At 71.4% G+C, this 25,607-nt stretch carries 19 protein-coding genes and 3 riboswitches; of the genes, 8 read left to right on the top strand and 11 right to left on the bottom strand.

Features of this window, described 5'->3' with window-relative positions; genetic code table 11:
• From D7X96_RS32170 to D7X96_RS32160, 3 genes are all read left to right on the top strand, one after another.
• Positions 1-1,216, top strand: a 1,216-nt coding sequence (locus tag D7X96_RS32170; protein ID WP_121771475.1) for a glycosyltransferase family protein, incomplete at its 5' end; no start/stop codon positions are given.
• A 62-nt stretch (positions 1,217-1,278) separates the two neighbouring features.
• Positions 1,279-1,629 (top strand): histidine triad nucleotide-binding protein, encoded by a 351-nt coding sequence (locus tag D7X96_RS32165; protein ID WP_120551448.1) that lies wholly within the window; start codon positions 1,279-1,281, stop codon positions 1,627-1,629.
• 120 nt (positions 1,630-1,749) lie between these two features.
• Positions 1,750-2,520 carry a YoaK family protein gene (locus D7X96_RS32160; RefSeq protein ID WP_121771474.1) on the top strand — a complete coding sequence of 257 codons (771 nt, stop codon included), beginning with the start codon at positions 1,750-1,752 and terminating at the stop codon, positions 2,518-2,520.
• 7 nt (positions 2,521-2,527) lie between these two features.
• Here D7X96_RS32160 and D7X96_RS32155 read toward each other — a convergent pair whose 3' ends face one another.
• Positions 2,528-4,768, bottom strand: coding sequence for a fused MFS transporter/spermidine synthase family protein (locus tag D7X96_RS32155; protein ID WP_121771473.1), 2,241 nt, complete (start codon positions 4,766-4,768; stop codon positions 2,528-2,530).
• 211 nt (positions 4,769-4,979) lie between these two features.
• On the opposite strand from D7X96_RS32155, the gene D7X96_RS32150 reads away from it, so the two are divergent.
• Entirely contained in the window at positions 4,980-5,465 is a 486-nt protein-coding gene (locus tag D7X96_RS32150; RefSeq protein WP_121771472.1) for a hypothetical protein, read from the top strand.
• A gap of 28 nt (positions 5,466-5,493) precedes the next feature.
• On the opposite strand, the gene D7X96_RS32145 is transcribed toward D7X96_RS32150, so the two are convergent.
• From D7X96_RS32145 to D7X96_RS32100, 10 genes are all read right to left on the bottom strand, one after another.
• Complete coding sequence (locus D7X96_RS32145; protein WP_121771471.1) at positions 5,494-9,021, bottom strand: serine/threonine protein kinase; 3,528 nt, start codon at positions 9,019-9,021, stop codon at positions 5,494-5,496.
• A gap of 85 nt (positions 9,022-9,106) precedes the next feature.
• Entirely contained in the window at positions 9,107-10,801 is a 1,695-nt protein-coding gene (locus D7X96_RS32140; protein WP_120551453.1) for an adenylate/guanylate cyclase domain-containing protein, read from the bottom strand.
• A 262-nt stretch (positions 10,802-11,063) separates the two neighbouring features.
• A complete protein-coding gene (locus tag D7X96_RS32135; protein WP_120551454.1) occupies positions 11,064-11,840 on the bottom strand; it encodes a cell surface protein in 777 nt (258 codons plus the stop codon).
• Complete coding sequence (locus D7X96_RS32130) at positions 11,837-13,141, bottom strand: hypothetical protein (RefSeq protein ID WP_121771470.1); 1,305 nt, start codon at positions 13,139-13,141, stop codon at positions 11,837-11,839. The genes D7X96_RS32135 and D7X96_RS32130 overlap by 4 nt, the downstream gene beginning before the upstream one ends.
• A gap of 170 nt (positions 13,142-13,311) precedes the next feature.
• Positions 13,312-13,471: riboswitch (cobalamin riboswitch) on the bottom strand.
• Positions 13,472-13,529: 58 nt separating this feature from the next.
• Positions 13,530-14,831: a hypothetical protein gene (locus D7X96_RS32125; RefSeq protein ID WP_121723985.1), complete on the bottom strand. Its 1,302-nt coding sequence runs from the start codon at positions 14,829-14,831 to the stop codon at positions 13,530-13,532.
• Between the two features lie 125 nt (positions 14,832-14,956).
• Positions 14,957-15,289 (bottom strand): DUF4177 domain-containing protein, encoded by a 333-nt coding sequence (locus D7X96_RS32120; protein WP_120551457.1) that lies wholly within the window; start codon positions 15,287-15,289, stop codon positions 14,957-14,959.
• A gap of 144 nt (positions 15,290-15,433) precedes the next feature.
• Positions 15,434-16,111 carry a cell surface protein gene (locus D7X96_RS32115; RefSeq protein WP_121723989.1) on the bottom strand — a complete coding sequence of 226 codons (678 nt, stop codon included), beginning with the start codon at positions 16,109-16,111 and terminating at the stop codon, positions 15,434-15,436.
• An 8-nt stretch (positions 16,112-16,119) separates the two neighbouring features.
• Positions 16,120-17,487, bottom strand: coding sequence for a hypothetical protein (locus D7X96_RS32110; RefSeq protein WP_121723986.1), 1,368 nt, complete (start codon positions 17,485-17,487; stop codon positions 16,120-16,122).
• 153 nt (positions 17,488-17,640) lie between these two features.
• Positions 17,641-17,864: riboswitch (cobalamin riboswitch) on the bottom strand.
• A 32-nt stretch (positions 17,865-17,896) separates the two neighbouring features.
• On the bottom strand, positions 17,897-19,504 hold the full coding sequence (locus tag D7X96_RS32105) for an MXAN_6577-like cysteine-rich protein (RefSeq protein ID WP_121771469.1): 1,608 nt from the start codon (positions 19,502-19,504) through the stop codon (positions 17,897-17,899).
• Positions 19,485-21,455 (bottom strand): TonB-dependent receptor plug domain-containing protein, encoded by a 1,971-nt coding sequence (locus tag D7X96_RS32100; protein ID WP_121771468.1) that lies wholly within the window; start codon positions 21,453-21,455, stop codon positions 19,485-19,487. The genes D7X96_RS32105 and D7X96_RS32100 overlap by 20 nt, the downstream gene beginning before the upstream one ends.
• 49 nt (positions 21,456-21,504) lie before the next feature.
• A riboswitch (cobalamin riboswitch) is annotated at positions 21,505-21,740 on the bottom strand.
• Positions 21,741-21,904: 164 nt separating this feature from the next.
• Between D7X96_RS32100 and D7X96_RS32095 the strand changes: the two genes are divergently transcribed.
• The 4 genes from D7X96_RS32095 to D7X96_RS32080 all read left to right on the top strand — a co-directional run bounded on the left by D7X96_RS32095 (position 21,905) and on the right by D7X96_RS32080 (position 25,526).
• Positions 21,905-23,758, top strand: coding sequence for a GmrSD restriction endonuclease domain-containing protein (locus tag D7X96_RS32095; RefSeq protein WP_121771467.1), 1,854 nt, complete (start codon positions 21,905-21,907; stop codon positions 23,756-23,758).
• Positions 23,759-24,135: 377 nt separating this feature from the next.
• On the top strand, positions 24,136-24,381 hold the full coding sequence (locus D7X96_RS32090) for a hypothetical protein (protein WP_120551462.1): 246 nt from the start codon (positions 24,136-24,138) through the stop codon (positions 24,379-24,381).
• Between the two features lie 29 nt (positions 24,382-24,410).
• A complete protein-coding gene (locus D7X96_RS32085; RefSeq protein ID WP_370450202.1) occupies positions 24,411-24,731 on the top strand; it encodes a ComEA family DNA-binding protein in 321 nt (106 codons plus the stop codon).
• 234 nt (positions 24,732-24,965) lie between these two features.
• The gene (locus D7X96_RS32080) at positions 24,966-25,526 is read left to right on the top strand and encodes a MarR family winged helix-turn-helix transcriptional regulator (RefSeq protein WP_120551464.1); all 561 of its coding nucleotides are present in this window, start codon (positions 24,966-24,968) and stop codon (positions 25,524-25,526) included.
• Positions 25,527-25,607: the final 81 nt, after the last annotated feature.

Below are 25,607 nucleotides of genomic sequence, written 5' to 3'. Positions count from 1 at the left end.
GGTGCTGGGGCTGGGGCGGCTGGTGGGGCTGACGGACCCGGCCGGCTACCTGGGGCTGGTGAAGGGCTTCTTCGCCCTGGTGGGCGCGGCGACGGCGTGGGCCACGTGGCGGCTGTCGCGCGCGTCCGGGGCCTCCACCCTGGCGGCCTCCGGCGGGGCCGCCCTGTTCGCCCTGGCGTCGGTGCCCCTGTACTTCGCCCCCCGGGCCATGAGCGAGAACGCCTCCGTGCTGCCGGTGGTGCTGGGCCTGTCCCTGGCCCTGCCGAAGGCGGCGTCCCGGCGGGCCCTGGTGGCCGGGGCGTCCCTGCTGGGGCTGGCGGTGCTGCTGCGGCTGCAGAACGGCGTCTTCTGCGTGGGCCTGCTGGCGGTGCTCCTGTGCCGGCGCCAGTGGCGGCAGGCGGGCGTGGCGCTGGCGGTGCTGTCCGGGTGGGCGCTGGCCTTCGGCCTGTTGGACAAGCTCACCTGGGGCCGGTGGTTCCACTCGGCCATCGTCTACCTGGACTTCAACGTGGTGCAGGGCAAGGCGGCCCAGTGGGGCACGGAGCCCTTCGGCTACTACCCGCGCATCCTGCGCACGGCGATGCCGGTGCTGACCGTCGTCACCCTGGCGCTCGCCGTGCTGGCGGTGCCCCGGGCGTGGGGGCTGTCCCTGCTGGCCGTGGCCTTCTTCGTCCTGCACGCGCTGCAGCCGCACAAGGAGCTGCGCTTCCTGGTGCCGGTGCTGCCCCTGTTCGCGGCGCTCGCGGGCGTGGGGCTGGACTCCGTCCTTCGGGTGCTGCGCGGCACTCCGGCGCGGGCCACCGCCACGCTGGCGGTGGTGGCGGGGGCGCTGGTGTCCGGCGCGGACGCGGGGGCGCTCACCTTCGGAGACGTGGGCCAGTACGAACGCGTGCGCCCCAAGGACAGCGCCTGGGACGACCAGGGCCCCGTCAACCGGCTGCTGGAGGCGGCGGGCCGGCGCGACGACGTGTGCGGCCTCAAGGTGGAGGCGGTGCACCTGGCGTGGACGGGGGGCTACAGCTACTTCCACCGGAAGGTGCCGCTGTATCCCCACACCGGCCCCGGCCGGGACTCCCGCCGGTTCAGCCACGTCATCACCCCGGCGGGCTTCGAGGGCGCGGGCACGCTGGTGGCCCGGGACGGCGCGCTTGCGCTGGTGAAACTGCCGGTGGCGGACTGCGCACCGGACCCCGGCTATTCATGGCGACTGCCCTGAGCGGGACAATTCGAGCCTGAAAGGCCCTTCCGGCCCCACCGGCGGGTTGGTAAGCCACGGCCATGCCCGAATCCGACTGCCTCTTCTGCAAGATTCGCGATGGCCTCATCCCGGCGAAGATCGTCTACCAGGACGAGAACTGCCTGGCCTTCGAGGACATCAACCCCCAGGCCCCCACCCACGTGCTGTTCATCCCGCGCAAGCACATCGCCACGGTGAACGACATCACGGTGGAGGACCGGGAGCTGGTGGGCAGCCTCTACATGGGCGCGGCGAAGGTCGCGCGCGAGCGGGGCTTCGCGGACACGGGCTACCGCGTGGTGATGAACACCCAGCGCGACGCGGGCCAGACGGTGTTCCACATCCACCTGCACCTGCTCGCGGGCCGCACCCTGCACTGGCCGCCGGGCTAGCCGGCATCCGAGCCGCTTCCCGCCGTCCGCCCCGCTGCGCATGCCACGCGCGCGGGGGCGCCGGGTGTTAGCGTTCCGGGACGCGTGGCCCGCCCCTCCTCCCGGGCGGGCCCGCCCGTCATGTTCAGTGCCCAGTCGTCGCCACAATCCCGCCGTGCCTACTCCCGCCTCGCCGTGCTGCTGGCCTTCGTGGCCGGCGCGGTCAACGCCATGGGGTTCGTGGCGCTGGGCGCGCATGCGTCCCACATGTCCGGAAACATGGCCACGCTGGGCGAGTCCCTGGCCCAGGGCCGCTGGGACGCGGCGCGGCTGCCCGCGCAGCTGATGGGGTTGTTCGTCGCCGGGGCCTTCTGCGCCACGGGCCTGCTGGATGCCTCGCGGCACCGCACGCGGGGCCGGCACGTGGCCGCGCTGCTGCTGGAGACGCTGGTGCTGGGCGGCGTGGGCGTGGGCATGGCGTCCATGCCGGGCACGCGCGCGCCGGTGCTGCTCTGGGGCCTCGCCTTCGCCATGGGGCTGCAGAACGCGCTCGTCACGCGGGTGTCCGGCGCGGTGGTGCGCACCACGCACGTGACGGGGCTGCTCACGGACATCGGCATCCAGCTGGTGCAGATGCTGGCGTGGGTGCGCGACGGGCTGCGCGGCGAAGGCGCGACGGGGCTGTGGCGCCGCGTGAAGGATCTGCCCTCCGCCGTGCAGTTCGAGCGCACCCGGCTGCACCTGGGCCTGGCGCTGGCGTTCCTCGCGGGCTCCGCGCTGGGGCCGGTGCTGTTCCTGCGCCACGGCGCCGTGACGCTGGTGCTGCCGTGCGCGGTGCTGGGCGTGCTGGCCGCGCTGGACGTGCGGCTGACCGTCAAGCCCGCGCCCTCCCCCGCCGCGCCGGGCCACTGACCGCGTGTCAGGGCGCCGAGGGCTCGACGCGGGGCTGCACAGGCAGCGACGGGGCTTCCGGGGGCGCGTCCGTGACGTTCGGGTCGGCCCCGGCGCGGCCCTGGGCGCGGGGGCGCAGGGCCTGGAGCACGCTGCTGCGCTCGTCCGTCCAGACGTACTCCGGCTCACCGCGCAGCACCAGCCGGCGCACGCGCGCCCGGCCCGCGTGGAAGGTGGAGCTGCCGAAGAACTCCTTGTCCGGGCTGAGCAGCATCCACGCGCTGGAGACCGCGTCGCCCTCGCTGTCCAGCGCGACGAGCGCCGCGGTCAGGCCGTGGGCGCGCGCGTGCGCCAGGCTGATGGGCACCAGGTCCAGGTGCTGGTTGCTGATGTGCAGCGCCAGCACGCCGTGCGGCGCCAGGTGCCGGAGATAGAGCGCCACCGCCTCCTGCGTCAGCAGGTGCACCGGGATGGCATCCGAGCTGAAGACGTCCAGCGCCAGCACGTCGAACTGGTTGGAGCCGTGCTCCAGCTCCTGCTCCAGGGAGATGCGCGCGTCGCCTTCCACGACCTCCACGTGCGCGGGCGTGTCCTTCAGCGTGCTGAAGAAGCCGCCCTTGCCCCGCGCCAGGTCGATGATGACGGGGTTGATTTCATAGAAGCGCACGTCGTCGCCGGCGGCCATGAGCGTGGCGCTGTTGCCCACGCCCAGCCCCAGCATGCCCACGCGCAGGTGGGTGGGCAGCCCCAGCGCCTGGCGCCAGCGGCGCTGCTCGGCGAGCGCGAGCCCCAGGCCGGTGTCCTTCGTGTAGTACGCCGTGGGGATGTTCCGGCGCTCCGGGCGGATGTACTGCCAGCCGTGGGTGATGGCGCCGTGGCGCAGGGCGTACTGGTGCTGCTTGGGGTCCTCCGGGGACAGCTCCAGCACACGCACCACGCCGAAGAAGTTGCGCGCGGCGAAGCGCACGCGCTCCAGGTCCGTGGCCACGAGCACCGGCAGGTGCACCGCCACGCCCACCAGCATCGCCCCGCGCAACAGGCGCTGCGTGCGCGCCGTTGGCGTCTCCTCTTTCGGCCCCCGCATCAGCCCCACGAAGGCGACCGCGCAGCACGCGGCCAGCGCCAGCGGGTGCTCCCAGTAGGTGTTGAAGAGCGCGGGCGCGACCAGGTTGACGAACACGCCGCCCAGCACGCCGCCCACGGACACCCAGAGGTAGAACGCGCTCAGGTAGCGCGGGGCCGGGCGGCGCAGGTACAGCTCGCCGTGGCACACCATGGCGCCCGTGAAGAGCGCGGACGCGTGGAAGAGCACCTGCCAGCCCAGGCCCAGCGCGGGGCCCTCCTTGTGCGCGTACGTCACCAGCACCACGGAGGCGATGAGCCCCACCGAGTACGGCGTGCGCGCGTAGAAGGACTCGCGGGAGAAGGCCAGGATGAAGGTGACCAGGTACACCGCCAGCGGCATCACCCACAGGAAGGGGCCCGCCGCCACGTCCTGCGACAGCTTGTTCGTCGTGGCCAGCAGCAGCACCGACGCGCACGTGCTCAGCGCCAGCCACGTCAGCGTGCGCCCCACGCCGGGGCGCGCGGGTGCCATGGAGGCGTCGGTTGGAGCTTCGGGCGGAGCTTCGGGCGGAGCTTCGGGGACGTTCGTGGCGGGGGCCCGGCGCAGCAGGTCCCTGGCGCAGGCGAGGACGCAGAGGACGAAGACGACGAAGCCCACGGCCCAGCCCCAGGCCTGCGCGCCGCGGCCCACCCAGGGCTCCACGAGGAACGGATAGCCCAGCAGCGCCAGCAGCGAGCCCGCGTTGGAGAGCGCGTAGAGCACGTACGGCGAGCGCTCCGGCCGCGCGCGGGCGAACCACGACTGGAGCAGCGGGCCGGTGGTGCTGAGCACGAAGAAGGGCAGGCCCAGCGTGGCGGCCAGCATCCCCATCAGCCGGAGCACGGGCAGGTGCTCGTCCACCGGGCGCCAGCCGTCTCCCGGCGCCAGCGGAGAGCCCGTCCACGAAGCCCGCGCCGCGAGCGCCCCCAGCGCCACCATCAGCAGGCCCAGGTGCACGAAGGCCTGCGCGCGCGGACGCAGCCGGGAGGCCACCGCGTGCGCGTACGCGTAGCCCGCGAGCAGCACCGCCTGGAAGAACAGCATGCACGCGGTCCACACCGCCGGAGTGCCGCCGTACCACGGCAGCGCGTAACGGCCCGCCAGCGGCTGGACGCCGAAGAGCAGGAAGGCGCTGGTGAAGATGGCGAGGGCGTAGCGCACCATGCGGCCTCGGGGGCGGGGGAAGACGCACGGCGTAGGGGTCCCGCGCTCTGGGTGTTTCCCGCCAGGGAGACAGTCTTGTCAACACGGGCACGTTCCGGAGCCCGGCGGGCGGGCAGGCAGGCTTCCGCCGGGGTGGGTAGCCCCTGGGGACAGCCGACCTAACTTCCGGGACGGGCAGGCGCGGACATCCTCGCGCCCGAGGGAGAAAACCATGAAGGGCTTCAAGCGCGCGGTGGGGTTGGGACTGCTGGTGGGCGGCGCCCTGGGAGGCTGGGGCTGCGGCAACGATGCGCCCAAGGAGACGCGGGGGTTCCAGGACCCGGTGCAGATGCAGCACCGCTCCACCAATGATCAGGCCGGCGACACGGCGCAGAACGACCTGGGCCACCCCGCCAACGAGGGCGGCGGCGGCCGGTCGTTCAACAGCGACAGCAAGGCCGCCATGGGTGGCGGCAGCACGGCCCCCAACGCGATGGAGGGTGACCTCTCGCGGAACTCCGGCCAGCGGACGGGCGGCAGCGCGGAGCTGGGCACGGGGCTCGCGGAGAGCTACCGGGGCGCGCCGTCCTCGGAGGGCATCGGTGGCTCCGGACGCGACGCGGGCACCGGAATGATGGACGCGGGCACCGCGATGGACGCAGGGACCGGAGCGATGGACGCGGGCACGGGGAAGATGGACGCGGGCATGCGCCGCTGAGTCTCCGGACCTTCCCGCAGGGCGTCCATCAATCCTGACGGGCCTTCACGCGCTTCAGCTGCTCGTGCAGGTCCCTCACCTGCTTGAGGGTCGGCGTCTCACTGCCGCCCTGGGCGAAGTCGTCCGCCATCTTGTCGAAGAGCGTGCACTGCATCTGCATGGGCTCGCAGCCGTGGTTGCGCTTGAGCCGCTGGTAGAGCGTCTTCGTCTGCCTCCATTCCTCCTCCAGCTCCGTGGCGGCGGGAGCCTCCTTCGCCGCGGGGCGGGGCGGGGCGGGGCGCTTGGTGGGGCGTACCGGCGCGGCCGCGGGCTTCTTCGCCGTGGAAGTGCCAGCGCCCGGCGCGGCGGCCGGGACATCCGGTGCGAGCAGGTCATCCGGCGCCAGCGCCAGGGCTGTATCCGGAGCGGTCTCGGGAGCGGCCTGCACGGGCTCGGCGGACGGCGGCGGGGGCGTCCCCGGTGCGGCGGGCGCCGTGGCCGTGTTCTGCGCCGGAGGCGTGTCCGGGACGGGCTCGGACTCGGCCTGCGTGGGAATCTGCGGCACCGGGGTGGCCGGCGCGGGCGTCGACGTCCGCGACTGTTCCAGGCCCACGGCCAAGCGCAGCTCGGGGATGAAGTAGAGCCCCGCGCCCACGATGGAAAGCGCCACGACCATCAGCAGCAGGAACACCAGCGCGGAGCGCAGCGCACTGGCCTTGCGGACCGGGGCCGGCTCACGCTTCGAGGCACGCGGCGCCGCCGCGGGCTCCGGCCGCACCGGCATGGCCTTGCGCCGGGTCGAATCGTCGCGCGTCGCGCGCGAGGTGGACGACTCGTCCGGGTCCGCGGGCGCGGGGGAACGGGAGACGGCGCGCATGCTCGACGCGGTGCTGGGGCGCTGAGGCGGCGTGCTCGGAGACGAACCGCGCACGGCGCGCCGGGAGCCCGTGCGGCCCCGGGACGGAGCGGTGGGGCCGGTGTCGGGCTCGCGCTTGCCGGTGGACGAGGACGTCTCCCGCAGCAGGGCCTCGTCCAGCATCACGCGGGCCTGGGGCTCCTCGCGGCGTGAGGCGCGCGGCATGGGGATGCGCGGGTGCGTGTCCGCGTCGCCGATGCGCGCGGCCGGGGCGTCGTCCGGATCCGCGGAGATGTACGGCACGTCGGAGTCCGGCTCCAGGGCGCGCGGATCCACCGAGACCAGGTCCTCCGACGGCCGCGTGTCCTGCATCGTCGGCCGGGGCACCGGGCCCGACTCGAGCGACTCGAGGTCGTGCGAGTCCTCGTCGGACTCGAAGGCGCGCGGGCCGGTGGACTGGATGGAGGCCACCTGGATGGTGGGCGCGGCGTGCGACGGCAGCGGCACTGACGCAGGTACCGGGCGGCTGCCATTGGACGGCGTGGTCACGCCAGGGCGCGAGGACGGCACGGAGGGCATCGCGGCCGTGGGACGCTGGCCCTCCGGAATGCGGACCTCCGCGGGACGTGCGGACTCAGCGGCCCGGGGCGCATCGTAGTTGCGCGACGGCTCCGAGGCGCGCACCGGCTCGAAGGCCGGCAGGGGCTCCGACGCGCGAACCGCGTCGGACACGGGCGCGGGACGGCTGCCATTCGACGGCGTGGTGACGCCCGGGCGCGACGACGCCAGGGACGGCATCGCGGCGGTGGGACGCTGGCCCTCCGGGATGCGCGGCTCCGCGGTGCGCAGCTCCGATGAACGCGCCCCGTCGGAGATGGGCTCCGGCCACGGATAGGGGCTCTCGGGAAGCTCCTCCTCGTCGAGGAACGGGCCGTCCGGCGGAGGCGGCGGCTCCATGAACGGCAGCTCCCCTGCCCCGCCGTCGAAGGATGGCATGGGAGGAGGCGCTACCGGCCGCGACGCATCCGCGGGCACGAAGGGCACAGGGCCATCCACGGCGGGAATCGCCGCCATGGGCGGAGGCGGAGGCGGCACACCCCGAGGCCCCACCGAATCCGAGAAGGGCAGCGAAGCCCCCCGCCCCGCGTCCGCGAACGACGGCCGCGACACCGGCACGTCCGGAACCGGGGGCGCGTCGCGCGCGGGCAGCTCCGGCTCCGCGTACGGCAGCGGCGGGGCACGCGGCGCGGTGGGCTCGTGCGCCTCGGAGGACGGCAGCGCGTCCGCACGGGGCGCGGTGGGCTCCCCCAACGGCGGGGCCTGCACGGCCGCATCCCCAACGCGATCCGACGGGAGCCGGATGGCCGGCAGGCCCTCGAGGATGGTGGGCCGCTCCATCGCGTCCTGGCGGACCTCCACCGTGGGCGACGGATCCGACGACGCGGGGCTGGGCCGCATCTTCGCGCGCGCCGCCTCCTCCAGCGCCTCCACCGGGAAGGCGGGACGGGTGGACTCGTCCACCACCACGCCCGGGCGCGTCTCACCGTCGTCGCGCGCGCCACCACCGTCCTCGCGGCTGCGGGGCGTGGGGTGGAACGACAGCGGCTCCACCGGACCATCCAGGCGGATGGTCTTGGGCGGCAGCGGGGCCGCCGGCATCGTCGGGCGCGGCGCGGGGGCGGCCAGCGACTCGTACGTGCCGCTGCCGCGCATGTCGCGAGACACCTCGCGCAGCGACGTCAGCAGGCGCCGCTCGGACTGGTAGTCCGCGGAGAACAGGTCGCGCATGAAGCGGCTGACGCTCTCCGGCCCCGCGCTGGTGTCGATCTCCATCAGGCACGCCTGCAGGCGCACCCGGAAGTCCTCCGCCGTCTGGAAGCGCTGCGTTGGCTCCACCGCCAGCGCCTTCGCCACCAGCTGTGACACCGCCGGCGGCGTCAGCGGCTCCACTTCATTGAGCGGCGCCACCTTCGGGTTCGCCACGGCGGACATCAACTCGCCGGGCGGCAGCGCGTCGAAGGGGTTCTTGCCGGAGATGAGCTCGTAGAGACACAGGCCCACCGCGTACAGGTCGCTGCGGCGGTCCACCGGCTGGTGCCGGGCCTGCTCGGGCGACATGTAGAGGAACTTGCCCAGGATGATGCTGGGGTTCGTCTTCGCCGCCGACAGCCGGCTCTTGGCCAGGCCGAAGTCGATGACCTTCACCTCCCCCTCGTAGGAGATGAGGATGTTCTGCGGCGAGATGTCCCGGTGGACGAGCTTCAGCTCCTTCTCTTCCTCGTCCCGCTTGCGGTGCGCGTACGCCAGCGCGTCCAGCACCCGGCCCATCACGTACAGCACGAAGGTCAGCGGCAGCGGCGTCTGCCGGTCGCGCACGCGCGCGGCCACCTTGCGCAGGTCCTTGCCGTCCACGTACTCGAGGGCCATGTAGGCCTCGCCCTCGTGCACGCCCATGTCCAGCACCTGCGCGATGGAGCCGTGCCCCAGCCGCACCAGCGTGCGCGCCTCACCGACGAAGCGGTCGACGAAGTCCTGGTCCTCCGCGAACTGCGGGAGGATCTTCTTGATGACGCACAGCTTCTCGAAGCCCTGCGCGCCCTCCAGGCGGGCGAGGTAGATCTCCCCCATGCCGCCGGTGGCCAGATGCGACAGGAGCGTGTACCGGCCGAAGGGCTGCGGCCGGAAGGGACGCAATCGGGCGGGCTGGGTCGAAGAGTTCATGCGGTGCGGGGGTCCACCACGGAAACCGCATTGAACCCCGGGCAGGCCCCCCGCTTCAACCCGTCAACCGGCCGCGCCGGCCGCCTCACCGGATACCGGGGTTGGTCAGCATGCCCATGTCCTCTTCAATCACCTCGAAAACCGCCACCTTGTCCCGGGGCGGCCGCACCACCCGCTCCCCCAGGGGCATGACGTCGAAGCGGGCCCCGGTGGCCGCCAGCAGCTTCCCCGTCATCAGCACCTGGCCGGGCGCCGCGGTGGAGGCCAGCCAGCCTGCCACCCCCATGCCCTCTCCCACGGCGCTGTACTCCGTGCGGGCCTCCGTGCCGATCATCCCCACCAGCGCCTTGGTGGAGTGCAGCGCGATTCTCAGGTCGCAGCGCTCGTCCTGGGGCCTGCGGGCCATGCCGCGCTCCCAGTCCGCGCGCAGGGCCAGCGCCGCCCGCACCGCGCGGACCGCGTCGTCGCCCTTGGCGTAGGGCACGCCGAAGAGCGCGCGCATGGACTCGCCCAGGAAGCCTTCGACGGTGGCCTCGAAGGAGAAGACGATGCCGCTCATGCGCGCGTGGAAGTCGTTGAGCAGCTGCGTGGCCCGCGCCGCGCCCAGCCGGCCAATGACGGCGCCGAAGTCCGCCAGCTCCGCGTGCAGCACGGTGAGGTTCTTCTCCTCCAGGCCGGGCAGCTTGCCGCCGGTGCGCTGGGCCTCGGCGGAGCGGCGCTCGGCCACCTCCGGCGAGTGGTAGCGCTCCAGGTTGCGCCGCATCCGGTCCGTGCTGGAGCCGTCGCGCACGGCGAAGCGCTGCACGCCGCTGGCCACCAGGTGCGCCACCGCGGTGCACGCGTCCAGCATCAGCTCCAGGCTGGTGTCGCCGCCGCCGGGCACGTTGACGTAGAGCACGCCCGCGAACGGAGGCTCGGTGCCAATGGGGATGCACAGCACCCGGTCCACGCCGTACATGATGACGCTCTCGCGTCCGGCGAAGCGGCGGTCGTCCTTCACGTCGCCCACCGCGATGGCGCGGCCCTGGCGGATGGCCTCGTCCACGATGGCGTCCGACACGGGCACTTCACCCTTGGCCAGCCGCCCCCGGTGGCGCACCGCCGCGGGCACCAGCGGCCCGGTGGCGTGCTTGAGCAGCACCACCGCCGTCGTGGCGTCCGTGCGCTCCAGCAGCCGGTCCATGGCGGACTCCAGGAACGCGGTCAGCGTGCGCGCGGTGGCCAGCGCCTCCGCGGCGTGCACCAGCAGCACCAGCGTCTCATAGGACACGCGAGGGCTGGCCACGGCGGAGCCCGAGGGCACGGGCGAAGGACCGGAGAACGCGTCGTCGAAAGGCAGCGGCCCCACGTTGTCGAGGAGGCGCAGCACGTCCGCGTCCTTGACGTTCTTGGCCAGCAGCACGGAGGGGCCCACGTCCGTACCGTGCCCGAAGCGCACGACGCCGCCCGCGCCCAGGTCCATCATCTCCGTGGCGGCGTTCTCCACCGTGTGCGGCTGGCGCACCGCCAGGGTGTTCTCCCCCAGCGTCACGGTGTCGCCCGCGTTCAGGTGCTTGCTGCCCTGCAGGGGCGAGCCGTTGACCCGGCTGCCGTTGCGGCTGCCCAGGTCCTCGATGCGCAGCACGTCACCTTCGACGTAGAGGCGCGCGTGCCGGCGCGACACCAGGTCGCCGCCCAGCACGATGTCGTTCTCGTCCGCACGGCCGAGGCTGGTCACGCCCTCCGGCAGGTCGTACGACGTGTCGAAGTAGCCGGGGCCGTTGATGATGATCTGCCACATCGGGCGCAAGACATTACACGACCTCCCAATCTTCCGAGAGTCCGAGACGTTTTCCCGTGGAAGACGGGCATCCAGGCGAGGCCCCGGCAGCCCTCCCGCGTCGCGTCATACCCGGGGCTCCCTCGGGATGCGCGAGGGAGCCTGGGGTCGGAGTTCACCTGGGGCGGTGGATGAAGAGGGAGTCACCCACGCGCAGTGTGTGGCAGGGGCCCCCCACCCCACCCGCCTTCGCGTCGCCGGGAGGCAGGTGGGGCGCGCGTGCTCAGGGGATGCCGCCGTCCGCGAGCTGCCCGTTCACCACCGACAGCGCGTCCAGGTCGAAGCCGCCGGACGTGCCGCCGTAGCTGTTGAACCCCGTGTCGGTGAGGCGCACGAAGCGCGCGCGTGACAGCCCCACGTCCGCCAGGTCGAAGGCGTCCCCGCCCGCCACCGTCGGGTCGGTGGGGGACACGCCGTTGCCGGGCGTCGTGAACACCGGATGCGTTCCGGCGCAGCCCGGGTAACCGCCGTCCTTGTCGGTGGCGTCACAGGGGAAGTCGAACCAGGTGACGCCGTCGTCGCTGACGGACACCCGGGCCGTCTCCGCGAAGATGTCTCCGCCCACCTTCTGGAACGCGTTCTCGAAGACGAGCAGGTCCACGCCGGGGCCATCCACCGCGAACAGGTCGGTGAACTCCAGCGTGACGGACCCGCCCTTCCCCAGCGACAGCACGTCCAGCGAGCCGGAGAACTGCCCCGCGCCCAACGGAGGCCCGAGCACGACGTCCGGGAGGCGGTCCTGCCCGAAGCCGGCCGAGTCACCGAACTGGTACGCCGTCACCCGGTCCGCGAACGGATCCACCGGACGCGAGCCCGCGTCAGTGCCGGCATCGGCTTCTGTCCCCGCGTCGACGTCCGTCCCGGCATCGGAGACGCCGGCATCCGCGAGGGTGCCGGCATCAACGATGTCGCCCGTGGGCATGGGGGCGGGTTCTGGGTCGCCCGAGCACGCGCCCAGGGTCAGCAGCGCGCCGAGCGCGAGCAGCGGGCGCAGGCTCACTGCCGCGCCTGCTGGATGCGCACGAGGCGGCGGCCGTTGACGTCCGTCACGCCCACGAGCAGGTCCGCCCCCAGCGACGACAGCAGGTCCACGTTCGTGCACGCGTCCGTGGCGTTGAGCACCGCCGCGCGCGTGCCCACGCTGATGGGCTGCCCGCCGCCCAGGCCGGGCGTGAGCGAGAAGCGCGACACGTCCGTGACGCCGAAGCCGGTGGCGCCGTAGGCGCCGCGCGCCACCGCCACGCCGTTGCCGAAGCCCGCGGCGGCGTTGAAGTCCGAGCCCACGTCCACCTTCGGCTCGTTCACGAGCACCACCGGCGTGCGCGAGGACAGCGCCTCCGCCAGCTTCGTGCTGGATACGGCATGGGCCACGTTCACGTAGGTGTCCACCGCCGCGTAGCCGAACACCGCGATGCCGTTCTCCGCGATGGCGGAGAAGCCGCTGGCGCCCACCTGCGCCGGGAAGTCCACCACCTTCGCGGCGGAGTAGGGCTTGGCGGAGGTCACCAGCGCGTAGACGCCCAGGTCGCCCGACACCGTGTCCAGGCCGCCGCCGTTGATGAAGAACGCGTCCGTGGTGCCCACGGCGGTGTAGTTGGACGGGGCGTCGAGATACGTCGTCGCTTCGCGCTTGGACGGATCCATCACCGCGACGGTGCCCGGCGCGGGGAAGCCGCTCTTCGTGTAGCCCGCGAGCAGGCGCGTGCCGTCATGAGCCAGGAAGTAGGACGGGAAGGCCTTGGTCGGGTCAGCGCGATCCGCGGGCGCGAGGACCGTGTCGATGGCCGTGTCCCCCAGCGTCACGTCCGGCCAGGTGCCCAGCGCGAAGACGTCACGGCCCGTGGCCGTCTGGCGCAGCGCGAAGAGCGAGTACGTGGGGCCGGGCGTAGACACCACCGCGAGCACCTCCGTGGACAGGGCCGCGGACTCCGCGACGGTGAAGCCCGCCTGGAGCTCGAGCGTGCCCAGCACCTGCTCGCGAGGCAGCGTCGCGCAGGCGACCGTGCCGCCGTCGGTCCCCGTGCCACCATCGGTGCCCGCGTCCGTCCCGGTGCCCGCGTCGGTCTGCGTGCCGGCGTCGGTGCCCGCGTCGTTCCCTTCGATGTCGACGGTGACCTGGGTGCACTTCTCCTCGACGCAGGCCCAGGCCTGGCCCTCCGGGGCCACGCCCTTGTCGCGGCAGTCGAAGACGTCCACGCACTCATCGCCGCAGCCGGTGCCGCCCAGCACCACCGCCAGCAGCGCGCCCATCAGCGCCGCTCGCTGGCCCTTCGTGCCCATCCGCTTCATGTCGGTCCGCATCGCGTCCTCGCTCCTGGCCTTCCCGCACGAAATGCGGAAGGCATGCCCCTGGCGGGAGGCTGGGCGGACGGAAGACGCTGGACCGCCGGGCGCGTGTCGCACCCGGGAGGCCTGTCTTCGCCGTCAGCTCCCCGCGGAGGTTCCGGTCTGTCGCCGGGCCCTCCGAAGGGAGGGACACCGGGTCGTCGCCAGGTCTTCGGACTCGCGGGAGCGGGGTTCGTGCGAACGCCGCTCCTGCTCACCGCTGCGGGGCAGTCCCGGATTCGCACCGGGTTCCCTGGAAGCCCCCACGCCCCATGGCGGGAGAGCATCGATGACGGGGCGGGACTATGGCGCCCCCGAGGCAAAGTCAATGCGCCGCGGGTTCACCGCGGCGCCCGGAGGACGCTTACCGCGCGTCACGGATGCGGACGAGCCGCGCGCCGTTCTTGTCCTGCACCTTCACGAGCAGGTCCGAACCCATGGGGATCATCGTCGAAACAAAGGTGCACTGGTTCGGGAAGACGAGGACAGGCTCGGGGGCTCCCACCGTGACGGTCGCGCCCGCGTTCGTCACCGTGAAGGCGAAGCGGGCAACATCCGTGAAGGCGAAGTCGGGCGGGGTGTCGCCGCCGCGCAGCACCGCGACGCCGTCGCCCATCGCGGAGACAGGGCCCAGGAAGCTGAACGCCTCGGGGGCATCCGCCACGGCGAATGGCGTCCCCGTGTCGAGCGCCTGTTCCATCACGGCCGGTGCCACCGCGTGGCCGTGGTAGCGATTGTCCGACGGGGCAAGGTAGCTGAGCATCGCGACGCCGTTGCTGGAGACGCTGATGGCGCCACCGCCGTTGTTGTTCTCGGGGAACGTGCCGACCTTGAAGGCGGTGAACGGAGCGGCGCCGGTCTTGAGCGCGTAGACGCTCCGCCCCTCGGACACGGTGCCCAGGCCATCGCTGACGGTGAGGAACAGGCCGGGGGCGGCGCCCGCGTACAGGATGTTGGGCGCGGGGAGATAGGTGGAGGCCTCCGCCGCGGCGAGGTCGTGGATCCCCACGGCTCCGGCTGCCGGAGCAATCCCGCCGCTGGGCCGCATGTAGCCGGTAAGCAGGTGCTGCCCATCCGTCACGAGGGCGCTGGCGATCCACCCCGGGGTCGTGCCCCGGTCCTCGGGAGCGAGCACGTCGAACAGCGGCGCAGCCCCCAGCTCCACCTGGGGCCAGGTCCCCAGCGAGTACACCACCGGCGCCTCGGAGGACTGCACCGAGCCCCCAACCACCGCGTAGAGCGAATACGTGGGGCCGGGCGTGACGACGATGTGGCCCGAGTTGGCCAGGCCAGACACCGGCGCGGACTCGTCCGCCACGTAGCCCGTCTGGAGCTGGAGGGTGCCCAGCTTCGGGTCATACGTGGCGCTCTCGCACGGGTCGGGGTTCGGCTCCGGCTCGGTCCCCGCGTCGGTCTCCGTGCCCGCGTCCGCTTCGGTCCCTGCGTCGGTGCTGGTGCCCGCGTCGGTCTGCGTACCCGCGTCGCCACCGGTGTTGTTGTTGATGGCGACCTGGGTGCACTTCTCCTCGACGCAGGCCCAGGCCTGACCCTCGGAGGCCGCTCCCTTGTCACGACAGTCGAAGGAGTCCACACACTCCTCGCCGCAGCCCGCGCTCCCCAGCATCACCGCCAGCAGCGTGCCCATCCACATCGTGTTGCTGCGCATCCGTGTCCTCGCTCCTTGCCCGTGGGCCTTGATGGCGCACGGGTATCGGTGGCGGCGAGGAAGAGACAGACACGCGGAGTCACCGCAAGCCAATTCACTCGCGGAAGGGACGCCGGCGACCCGGCTCAGGGCGCGCGTGGCGTGGGTTCCGCGCGGCGGTCGCGCATCAGCACGTAGCGCCGCGTGCTGCCGTCCACGACGACGGTGGACACCACGCGCCAGCCCTCCGCGCCCAGACGCTGGAGCTCCGCGAGGTCCTCGTCCGGGCCCTCGCGCTTGACGAAGGTGTACTCGTACGCCGTTGCCGGCGGAGGCGCGGGCGGCGGCGGCGCTTCCTTCTGCGGCGCGGCGCGCGTGCGGGACGTCTGGGCCCAGGCCGCCGAGGGCATGAGGGAGATGGCGGCCGCGCCAAGCAGGACACCTGGCAACACGACAAGTGAGGCGAGACGACGATTCATGGAAGCACATCCGGGGGAGGGACAGCGGGCATGTAATGCCGCCACCCCCACCCCGGAAGCCTCGCGCGGCCCGGACGCGCGGTATGAGCGCACGAAGCCGCCGGGACCGTCCGCTGGAGAACGGCCCCGGTGCTCGCGGCGCGACTACGGCAGCTGCACGCCGTTCACGACGGCGACGGCATCCAGGTCGAAACCGCCGCTGGTGCCCGCGTAGCCGTTGGCGCCCGAATCGCGGATCCGCACGAAGCGGGCGCGGGTGAGGCCCACGCTCGCCAGGTCGAAGCCGTCCCCGCCCGCCACGGCCGGGTTGGTGGCCGGGATGCCATTGGAGGGATTCGAGTACACGGGCGTGACGCCCGCGCAGCCCGGGTAGTTGTTCGCCACGTCGGAGGACGCGCACGGGAACTCGTGCCAGGTGACGCCGTCGTCGCTGACGGCCACCACGCCCGTCTCCGCGAACGGCTTGCCGGTGGGCTTGAGGAACGCGTTCTCGAAGACGAGCAGGTCCACGCCCGGCCCATCCGTGACGGCGATGTCCGTGAACTCCAGCACGATGACGCCATTGCGCCCGAGCGACAGCACGTCCAGCGAGCCCGAGCTCGCGCCATCGCCTTGCGGCGCACCCAGCACGATGCCCGGCAGCTGGCTCTGACCAAACCCGGCGGCCGCGCCAGGAGTGAAGGACACGATGCGGTCCGCGAACGGATCACCCACCAGAGACCAGGCCTGGAGGGAGTCCTGCCAGTCCTCGCCGCCGCAAGCCACGGTGAGGAGCGCGGTGAAGCCCAACGCGCACGACTTCGGAAGAAGGGTCGTCTTCATGGGCGTGCTCACTGAGCCTGCTGGATGCGGACCAGGCGCGCGCCGTTCTTGTCATCCACGCCGACGAGCAGGTCCGCGCCGATGGCGGTCAGCCCGGTCACGCGCGTGCACTGGTCCGCGTACACGAGGACGGGCTGACGGGCACCGACGGACACGGTCGCGCCGGCGTTCGTCACGGTGAAGGCGAAGCGCGAGACGTCCGTGCCGGCGAAGTTGTAGGCGGGCGGGACGTAATCACCGCGGAGCACGGACACGCCATCGCCGTGGCCCGAGGCCGCGACGAAGTTGGAGCCCACGTCCAGCGCGGGCGCATCCGCCACGGCGAACGGCGTACCGGACGAGAGCGCCTGCGCGATGACCGCCGGGGCGACCGCGCGGCCCTCGTTGAGGAAGGTGTCATCGGAGAAGTAGCCGAGCATCGCGACGCCGTTGGTGGACACGGCGGTGAAGCCGCTGCCACCGGTCTCCGGCGGGAGCGTGCCCACCTTCAGCGAGGTGTACGGCGTGACGTCCGTCTTCAGTGCGTAGACGGCCAGGCCCGCGGACACGGTATCGAGCCCGCCGCCGTTGATGAGGAACGCGCCCGGCACGACGCCCGCGGAGAAGTTGCTCGGAGCGGAGACGTAGGCCGGAGAGGACGGAGCGGCGCTGTCATACACGCCCACGGAGCCCGGGAAACCGCCGCCGGACTTCGTGTAGCCGGTGAGGACGCGCTGGCCATCCGTCTCCAGGAAGGGGCTGAGGAAGAGCGAAGCGGAGGGGCCCCGGTCCGACGGAGCCGCCACGTCGAACAGCGGCGTCGTGCCCAGTGCAACCTGAGGCCACGTGCCCAGCGAGTACAGCGCATGCGGGCCGACGGAGTCCTTCGACACCACCGTGTAGAGCGAGTACGTGGGACCCGGCGTCACGCCCACCGGGCCCGCTTCCGAGGGCAGCGTCGCGGCCTCACCGGCCACGAAACCCGTCTGGAGCTGGAGCGTGCCCAGCTTCGGATCGTAGGCAGCGGTGTCGCACGGATCATTCGAGCCCGCATCGGGCTCCGTTCCGGCATCCGTGCCCGCGTCCGTACTGGTGCCTGCGTCGGTCGTCGTCCCCGCGTCGGTACTGGTGCCCGCATCGGTCGTCGTTCCCGCGTCGGTGCTCGTTCCCGCGTCGGTCTCCGCGCCCGCATCCGGCACGGGGACGGTCGTCAGCTCGCACTTGTTCTCGACGCAGGCATAACGCTGTCCCTCGGGGGGAGCGCCCTGGTCGCGGCAGTCGAAGGCATCCACGCACTCATCGCCGCAACCCGTGCTGGTCAGCGCCATCACGAGGGCCGTCAGTCCCCACGCGAAGCTCTTGAGACCCCGTCCCGTCATCATCCGCTCGGTCTTCATCCGCGACTCCCTTGCATCGCCCCCACGGGCGAGGTGAATCCAAGGGGCGTGGACGGAGAGCGGACCGCGAACGAGGGACACGTCAGGACACGACACGCCGCGCGAGCGGAAGACCTCCGTCACCTCCCCTCGGAGGCTCCGGTCTGGCCATGCCCGGAGGCATGGGTCGTGGCAGGTCTTCGGACTCACAGGCGCGGGTGGCCCTCATCGGGTCACCCACCTACTGGCCGTCGCTTCCCAGCCCATTCCAGAGCCAGTGCTTGCGAGGACGGCGTTCGTTCCTGCTCACCGCTGCGGGGCAGTCCCGGACTCACACCGGGTTCCCTTTAAACGCCACACCGTGCGGGTGCGGCGTACCAACGACGCGCGCTGGAGTATGGCGGACGGCAGGGCTTGTCAATGCGACGCTTCAAGGCACCGCGACGATGTCGATGGCATTGGAGATGCCGCGCCGGGAGTCCACCGGACACGCATCCAACGCGGGCCCCTTCGCTTGCGGAGTGGAGTTGCCGCGCCGCTCGACGAACTGGCCGTCGCGCACCTCCACCACGAACACGCGGCCCGCGTTCACGTCCGTGACGTACACGGCATTGCCCACCACCGCGAGCCGTCCGCCCACCGCGAGGTCGCAGCCGTTCTCCGGCCCGCCGGTGCAGCCCGGAGACAGCGCATACGACGCCACGGGCTTGTCATCCTTCACCAGCACCAGCCCCGTGGCCCGCACGGCCTTGGCGCGGTAGCCGCTCGCGGTGTCGAACACCGCTTCGCCCAGGCAGCTCACCACCAGCTGGTCGCCCACGGCCCGCACGTCGCCCGCGTTGAGACAGTCCTTCGCTCCCAGGTCGATGGCGTGCACCCCGCCATCCGCCGGGTCGATGCGCGCGAGCATCCCGGGCCCGTTGGGCAGGTAGTCATTCGCGGGGTTCAGGTTGGTGAGCGCCACGTAGACGCCCGCGTCCACGGCCACCGCCGCGTACGGAAGCGCCATCGTCGTCCCACCGTCGAAGGACTTGAGGTCCAGGCCGGTGAGCGGAACGGTGTCCACGAGCCGGGGCTTCTCCGGGTCGCTCACGCTGACGCGAGCCACCGCGTTGCCCTGCTTGAAGTCCGAGCCGGCCGTGCCGAAGAGCGGGATGTAGAACGTATCGCCGCGCTTCGCGATGGCCTGCGGGCTGGTGTTCGCGCCCAGGTTCACCTGCCCCACCGTGCGCAATCCCAATCCCCCACCCTGTGAAGCGCCCTCCCGCTTGAGCACCTGGAGCGTGTTGTTCACCGAGTCGAGGACATACACATACGGAGGGTCCACGAGGATGTCATTGGGCGAAGCCGCCACCGCGCCCAGCGAGTCCTCCTCCGCCACCGTCCCCAGCGCCCCCGCCGGAGCCTGCGACAGCACCGAGCGCGCCGCGTCCGCCACCAGCACCACGCCATCCCAGGCCGCCAGCGCCTGCACGCCCGAGCCGAACTGCCGCCGGGGCCCCATCCGGTCCGTCCCCGCCTGGATGCCGACGAGCTGCCCGTTGGTGTAGCAGGCCGTCACCACGTCATACATGCACCGGCCCGAGTGGCACGACTGCACGTCCGGACACACCGCGCCGCAAGCACCGCAGTTGAGCGGATCATTCGCGAGCACGACGCAGCTGTCCCCGCACCGCTCGGCACCGGCGGAGCAGCCCTCGCGGCACGAGCCGGACTCGCAGACCTGTCCGGAGGGGCACGCGGCGCCGCAAGCACCACAGTTCAGCGGGTCGCTCGCGAGCGCGACGCACGCGTCACCACAAACCTCCGTGCCCGGCTGGCAGCCACACACGCCCGCCTGACACGTCTCTCCCGAGCCGCAAGCGGTGCCACACGCGCCGCAGTTCGAAGGGTCGCCTTGGAGATCCACGCACTCGGCGCCGCAGACGTCCAGGCCGGAGGTGCACAGGACCTTCTCCTCCGGGCAGCCGGTGAGCAGCGCCGCCGACAGGGCCGACAGCAGCAGCGCGAGCCGCGCATCAGGGAGGGGACGCGACATGGGAGTCCTCGGAAGCAGAAGGGTCGAGCGCCACGGCGAGCGTCACGTAGACGGCGCGGCCGGGCAGCGGCATGCCGGTGAAGTCGGCGGTCCGCGCATCGAGCAGGTTCTTCACGTCGAACGACACGGTGAGGTCCGGCCGGTGCAGGAACGTGCTGGAGGCCCCCACGTTCACCCAGGTGCGCGAAGGCAGGGACAGGCGCGCTTCGCCCACGCGGTTGATCAACTGCGAGGACTGGATGAGGACCTCGGTGCGGCCATTGAGCCAGTCCGGCCCCACGCGCAGCCGGCCCACCCACTTGTGGCGAGGCCGGTACGGCAGCTCCTTGCCGAAGTAGCGAGGGTCGCCGTAGCGGTTCTGCGTGCGGGTCCACGCATAGCTGCTGGTGGCGGTGAGCCACGCGAGAGGCCGCGCCTCCAGCTCCACCTCCGCGCCCCACACGCGAGCGGCGGCGAAGTTGTAGGGCTTGGCCAGGTTCGGCGGATACAGCTCGTAGGCGATGAGGTTCTCGTACACCGCCGCGAAGCCGCCCGCGGTGACGCTCCAGACGTCGTCGCGCCAGAGGGCGGCGGCGTCCACGGAGAGGGCGCGCTCGGGCTTGAGCTCCGGGTTGGGTAGCAGCAGGCCCTGACGGATGTAGAGCTCCAGGAACGACGGCGCGCGGTGGGACTGGCCCGCGTTGGCGCGCACGCCGAAGCCACGGCCCAGGTCCACGCTCGCGCCCAGCTTGGGAGACAGGAGCGAGTAGTGCCCCACGCGCTCCACGCGCAGCGAGGGCACGAGCTTCAGGCGCTCGGAGAACAGGGACAGCTCGTCCATGGCCATGACGCTCGCGCGCCACCACGACGCGGCCTGACCGCCCAAGGCCTGCGTGACGGACTCCGACGAGCCGGTGAGCGTGACGGCGAGCGCGTTGGGCCCCAGCACCGCGCGGCCTTCCAGCTCCACCCCGCCCACGGTGTAGCGCTGCGCGCCGGAGTCCACGCCGGTGGAGCCACCGGTGACGTCCAGCCAGTCGCGGCGGAAGAAGCCGCGAGCACTGCCCTCGCCCGTGTCGCCGAAGGGCCGGGCCCAGCGCGCGCCCAGCGACAGACGCGTCTGGTCCTGACGGCGGGACACGGTGGGGTTCTGCACGGTGCCCGCGAGCGCGCGGTCCTCCAGCGACAGCTCCGCGAGCACGTCCACGCGTCCGCCACCGTCCAGGCCATGGCGGTACTTCAGGAGCGTGCCGCCGCCGCGAGCGTCATTGCGCGTGCGCACCTCCTGCGTGAGCGGGTTGTCATCCAGCGCGGGCAGCTCGTCCACGCGGTAGCTGAAGTCGCCCTGGGAACGGCCACCGTGCAGCAGCACCAGCGCCTGCCCATCGAGCACCGAGCCCGACGCGGCGACGTGGGCCATCACGGTGTCGAAGCTGCCGTAGGTGACCTCACCGCTGGAGAGCAGCCGTGACGAAGGCGCGCGGGTGACGAGGTTGACCGCGCCGCCCAGGCCGCCCGCGCCGTAGCGGGCACCGGCCGCGCCGCGAAGGATCTCCATGCGCTCCAGCAGCGCGACGGGGATGAGCGACAGGTCCGCGACGCCGCCCGCGCCATTGAGCGGGATGCCATCCACGAACACGAGCACGCCATTGGACGACGCGCCGCGAACGACCAGGCTCTTGCTCTGGCCATAGCCGCCGGAGTCCTGCACGACGAGGCTCGCGGATCCGCCCAGCAGCTCCGCGGTATCGCGGGCCTCGCCAGCGCGTTCGCGAGCGTCGATGACGGTGATGGCGCCGGTGGGGTCACGGCGCCGGGCGGAGTCGACGGGGGCTTCGGGGACTTCCTTGCCGATGACCTCCACGGTGGGGAGGACGAACTCGGGCAGAGGCGTTTCCTGCCCGGTCTGGGCCTGTGCCTGGAAGCTGATCACCCAGCCGAAGAAGGCCTGGGCGGGAAGCGAGCGTCGCATGCTCCGCCTTCCGCTCCCTCCGTCGAAGAGAGAAGGCCTGACGGCAGCACCGCTGCCGCACCCCTGGGCAGGTCTCCTGGCTGACGGACTCCAGACGTGGGCGCACGTTGCGCCCTTCTGGAAGGAACCCTCCACCTTCCCTTCGCCCGAGGCGAAAGTGGTGACAGCCGAGGCTTCCAGCCCTGGACCTCAGGGCAACCCGTTCACAGTGGCGGGACCGCGCCGGACTCGCACCGGCTTCCCTCTTGAAGGCCCGGCATGGGCACCCAAGGGCCGGGCCGTTCTAGGAGGTCACCCCAGGCCCGTCAAGGCGCGCCCCGTGTACCTCCCCCAATTGTCGCAGCAGTGCTGCGACAATCTCGGCCACCAGACTCCGCGCACCGCCGTCCTCTCTCGCTCTAGGATATTCTCAAACACTCGCAGTGGGCTCATTCTCCGCCGGGGGGCCAATGTCCACGTTCGATTCAACCAAGACTCAACTCACCGAACTTCTTTCCAAGGTGGTCACGGGCAAGCTGCAGCTGCCCGACTTCCAACGCGGGTGGGTCTGGGACGACGAGCACATCCGGTCATTGCTTGTCAGCATCGCGCGCTCGTTTCCGATCGGCGCGGTGATGTTGCTCGAGACCGGAGGAGAAACGCGCTTCCAGGTGCGCCCGGTTGAAGGTGTCGAGCTGCCCCCCAACTCCATGGGCCTCGCCGAGGAACTCATCCTGGACGGTCAGCAGCGCCTGACGTCGTTGACCCAAGTGCTGAAGTTCGGCAAGCCCGTCTCGACACGCGACGCGAAGAAGCGCGAACTTCATCTTCACTACTATTTCGACATCGAGAGGGCGCTCCAGGGAGCGGAGGCGCTCGCGGACGCCATTGTCGCAGTCGACGAGGAGCGCACGCTGCGCAGCGACTTCGGTCGCAAGATTGAACTCGACCTCAGCACGCGAGAGAAGGAAATCGAGGCATTCCACTTCCCGTGCAGCCAGATCGTGAACTCGGACGATTGGGAGCAGCTTCTCTCAGAGAAGGCCCCCGACAAGCTCGCCCGGTTCATGAAGTTCCGGCGACAGGTCGTCGAGCCGTTCCGCAGCTACATGCTGCCAGTCATCAAGCTGAAGAAGGAGACCTCGAAGGAGGCAGTCTGCTTGGTGTTCGAGAAGGTGAACACAGGGGGCGTTCCGCTTTCTGTCTTCGAGCTCGTCACGGCCACCTGGGCCGCCGATGGATTCAATCTCCGCGACGATTGGTTTGGAGCCCGGGGCAATCCTGGTGGCCGACAGGCTCGCCTGAGCAAGCGGCGCCTTCTGCGAGACCTGCAACCGACGGACTTCTTGCAGGGCGTGTCGCTCCTCTACTCGTCCGAGCGTCGCGCGCAGGATTTGGCAGCAGGACGCTCGGGCAAGGATGCAGCCAGCGTCACCGCCAAGCGTGAGCACATCCTTGAGATGCCGCTCGCGGCCTATCAGAAATGGGCCGAGCCACTGACCCAGGGGTTCGAAGAGGCCGAGCGCTTCCTGCGGAGCGAAGGTTTTCACCATCCGAAGTTCCTGCCGTACCGAACACAGCTTACGCCTCTGGCAGCGGTTCTGGCTCGCCTCGGTGAACGATGGCTTGAGCCCCAAATCCGAACGAAGCTCGCGCGGTGGTTCTGGTGCGGCGTCTTCGGTGAACTGTACGGCGGCGCGGTGGAGACGCGTATCGCTCTCGACGTCCAGCAACTCATGGCATGGATCGCGAGTTCCTCGGAACCGGAGCCAGCGACTGTCCAGGCCGCAGGCTTCAACCCGAATCGCCTCGATACCCTCCGCTCACGCACGAGCGCGGCCTACCGAGGTCTATATGTGCTGATTCAGCGTGAGGGCGCCTGCGACTTCTTCTGGAAGGCTCGCATGGTCGACCTTGACCTCGATGACGCCAAGCTCGACATCCATCACATCTTTCCGAAGAAGTGGTGCTTGGACAGAGGCATTTCTCCGCACGTCTTCAATGCAATCGTCAACAAGACGGCCATCTCGTACAAGGCGAATCGGATGATCGGCGGAAAGGCGCCGTCGCTGTACCTGAAGCAGATTCAGGACCATGCCCAGGTGCAGATCAAGGATGCCGCGATGGACGACATCTTGAAGAGCCACGCCGTCGATCCCGCCCTCCTTCGGGCGGACTCATTCGAGCCGTTCTATGCCGCCCGCAAGGCGGCGCTCCTCGGGCTCGTGGAACGGGCGATGGGTAAGGCTTCTAGCGAGGCGTCGCCCGTGACCGCAGACGATGGCGATGCCGACGATGAGGAGGATGGTGAAGCTGCGGCCTGAGTGGCGCAGCGGGGCGGCAGCCCCAAGGTCTTCGGCATGCGCCCGTCCCCCTGAACAGGGGGCCCCCGCTACGGACCAGGGCTTTCGGATGGAGTGCATGCCTGGGACGCCCTTGCCAGGCATCGGCGGGAATACGCCCTCTCTGCCCCTTTAACCTGCTGCTTCTCTCACCGCACAAGACACGCGCTGGAGCATCCGCGCCCATCTCCGCGCGTGGACGCCGCGCGCACCTCCGCACGGTGCGCTGAATCCACTTCAGAGGAGCACGCCGCTGGCACGCGGACTGCTCATGCCCCGACGCGACCTCAGGCGGTCGAGCCAGCGAGGTGCCCGGGCCGTGGTGGCGCGGGAGGAAGTCTGAAGGGGGAAGCGTGTCGATGCTGATGGCGGGGAAGCGGTTGGCGGTGTTCTCCATCCGCGAGGGCAAGGGCGGGAGCATCTGGGTGCGCGCGGGCAGCGCGTTCGTCAACAAGGACGGTTCGCTCAACGTCCTCCTGGACGTGCTGCCCCTGGACGGGAAGCTGCACGTGCGCGAGGCCGCGGAGAAGCGCGACTCGGCGGCCGGCAGCCGCTTCGGGGGCGGTGAGCCCTCGCTGGACGCGGGCGTGGGGGGCCACTCGTGAAGTGGGCCTGGGCGTGGGTGTTGGGCTGCATGCTGATGGGGCCCTGGCGCGCGGATGCCGCCAGCCCCCGCATGCAATACGTGGGGGTGGTCAACCTGAATGAAGCCACGGCGGCGGAGCTGGACCTGCTGCCGGGTGTCGGTGAGAAGGCGGCGCAGCGCATCCTCGAGCACCGCAAGAAGCGGCCCTTCGGTCGCGTCGAGGAGCTGGTCCGGGTCAAGGGCTTCGGAAAGAAGAAGTTCCTCAAGCTGAGGGCCCACCTGGCCCTCACCGGCCCCACGACCCTCAAGAAGGAGCAGGTCCCCGCCCCCCCGCCGCCGGGAAGGGAGGCAAGCGTCACGAACCCATGACAAATACAACCCTCGGTTGAGTCAGGCTCAGGAGGGCCGCCATTCCCGGGCTCCGGCATGCCCGGGGAAGGCGGCCTTCCACTGGCCCCAAGGCCTCCAGCCGGGCGGCCCCGTCCTCCCGCGGGCACCCCTTCCGGATTTTGCTGGAACGCCCAGGCCGACGCGCTAGGACACGGCCATCTATCTTTGGAACACCGAAAGACAGGGAGGCCGTAGGTGAGGGAGGATGCGCCCATGAAGGACACACAAGCCCCGGAGTCGATACCCGGCCCGGACGGCAGCAGGTCCCGGGGTTCGCAGCAGTCGCAGCAGCTGGGTGAGGTGCTGGAGTTCATGCGCCTCCTGTGGGCCGTGGACCATGGCCTGCAGTCCACGTCCAAGCGGATGGAGTCCACGCTGGGGCTCACCGGCCCGCAGCGGCTGGTCATCCGGCTCGTGGGCCGCTTCCCGGGCATCACCGCCGGCACGCTCGCCAACATCCTCCACGTGCACCCCAGCACGCTCACCGGCGTGCTCAAGCGCCTGGAGAAGCGCGGCCTGCTGGAGCGCAAGTCGGATCCGCTCGACGGCCGCAAGGCGCTCTTCGCGCTCACGGACTCCGGCCGCGCGCTGGACATCCCGTCCGAGGGCACCGTCGAGTCCGCCGTGCAGCGCGTGCTCGCCCGCCTGCCCCGCGACCGCATCGTCTTCACCCAGGAAGTGCTCAAGGCGCTCGCCGAGGAGCTGGGCGGCCTCTCCGCGCCCCTGGAGGACGCTCCGGCGGCCTCCCGCACCACCCCTCCCGCCGAAGGCTGAAGCGAAGCGCGCTCCCCTGCCCTCCCACCGTCCCCACCGGGCGGGGAGGGCAGGGGAGCGCGCTTCGCTTCAGCCTTCGGC

Origin of the sequence: Corallococcus interemptor, assembly GCF_003668875.1 — a bacterium.
Lineage (GTDB): Bacteria > Myxococcota > Myxococcia > Myxococcales > Myxococcaceae > Corallococcus > Corallococcus interemptor.
This window is presented reverse-complemented; position numbering and strand designations above follow the sequence as displayed.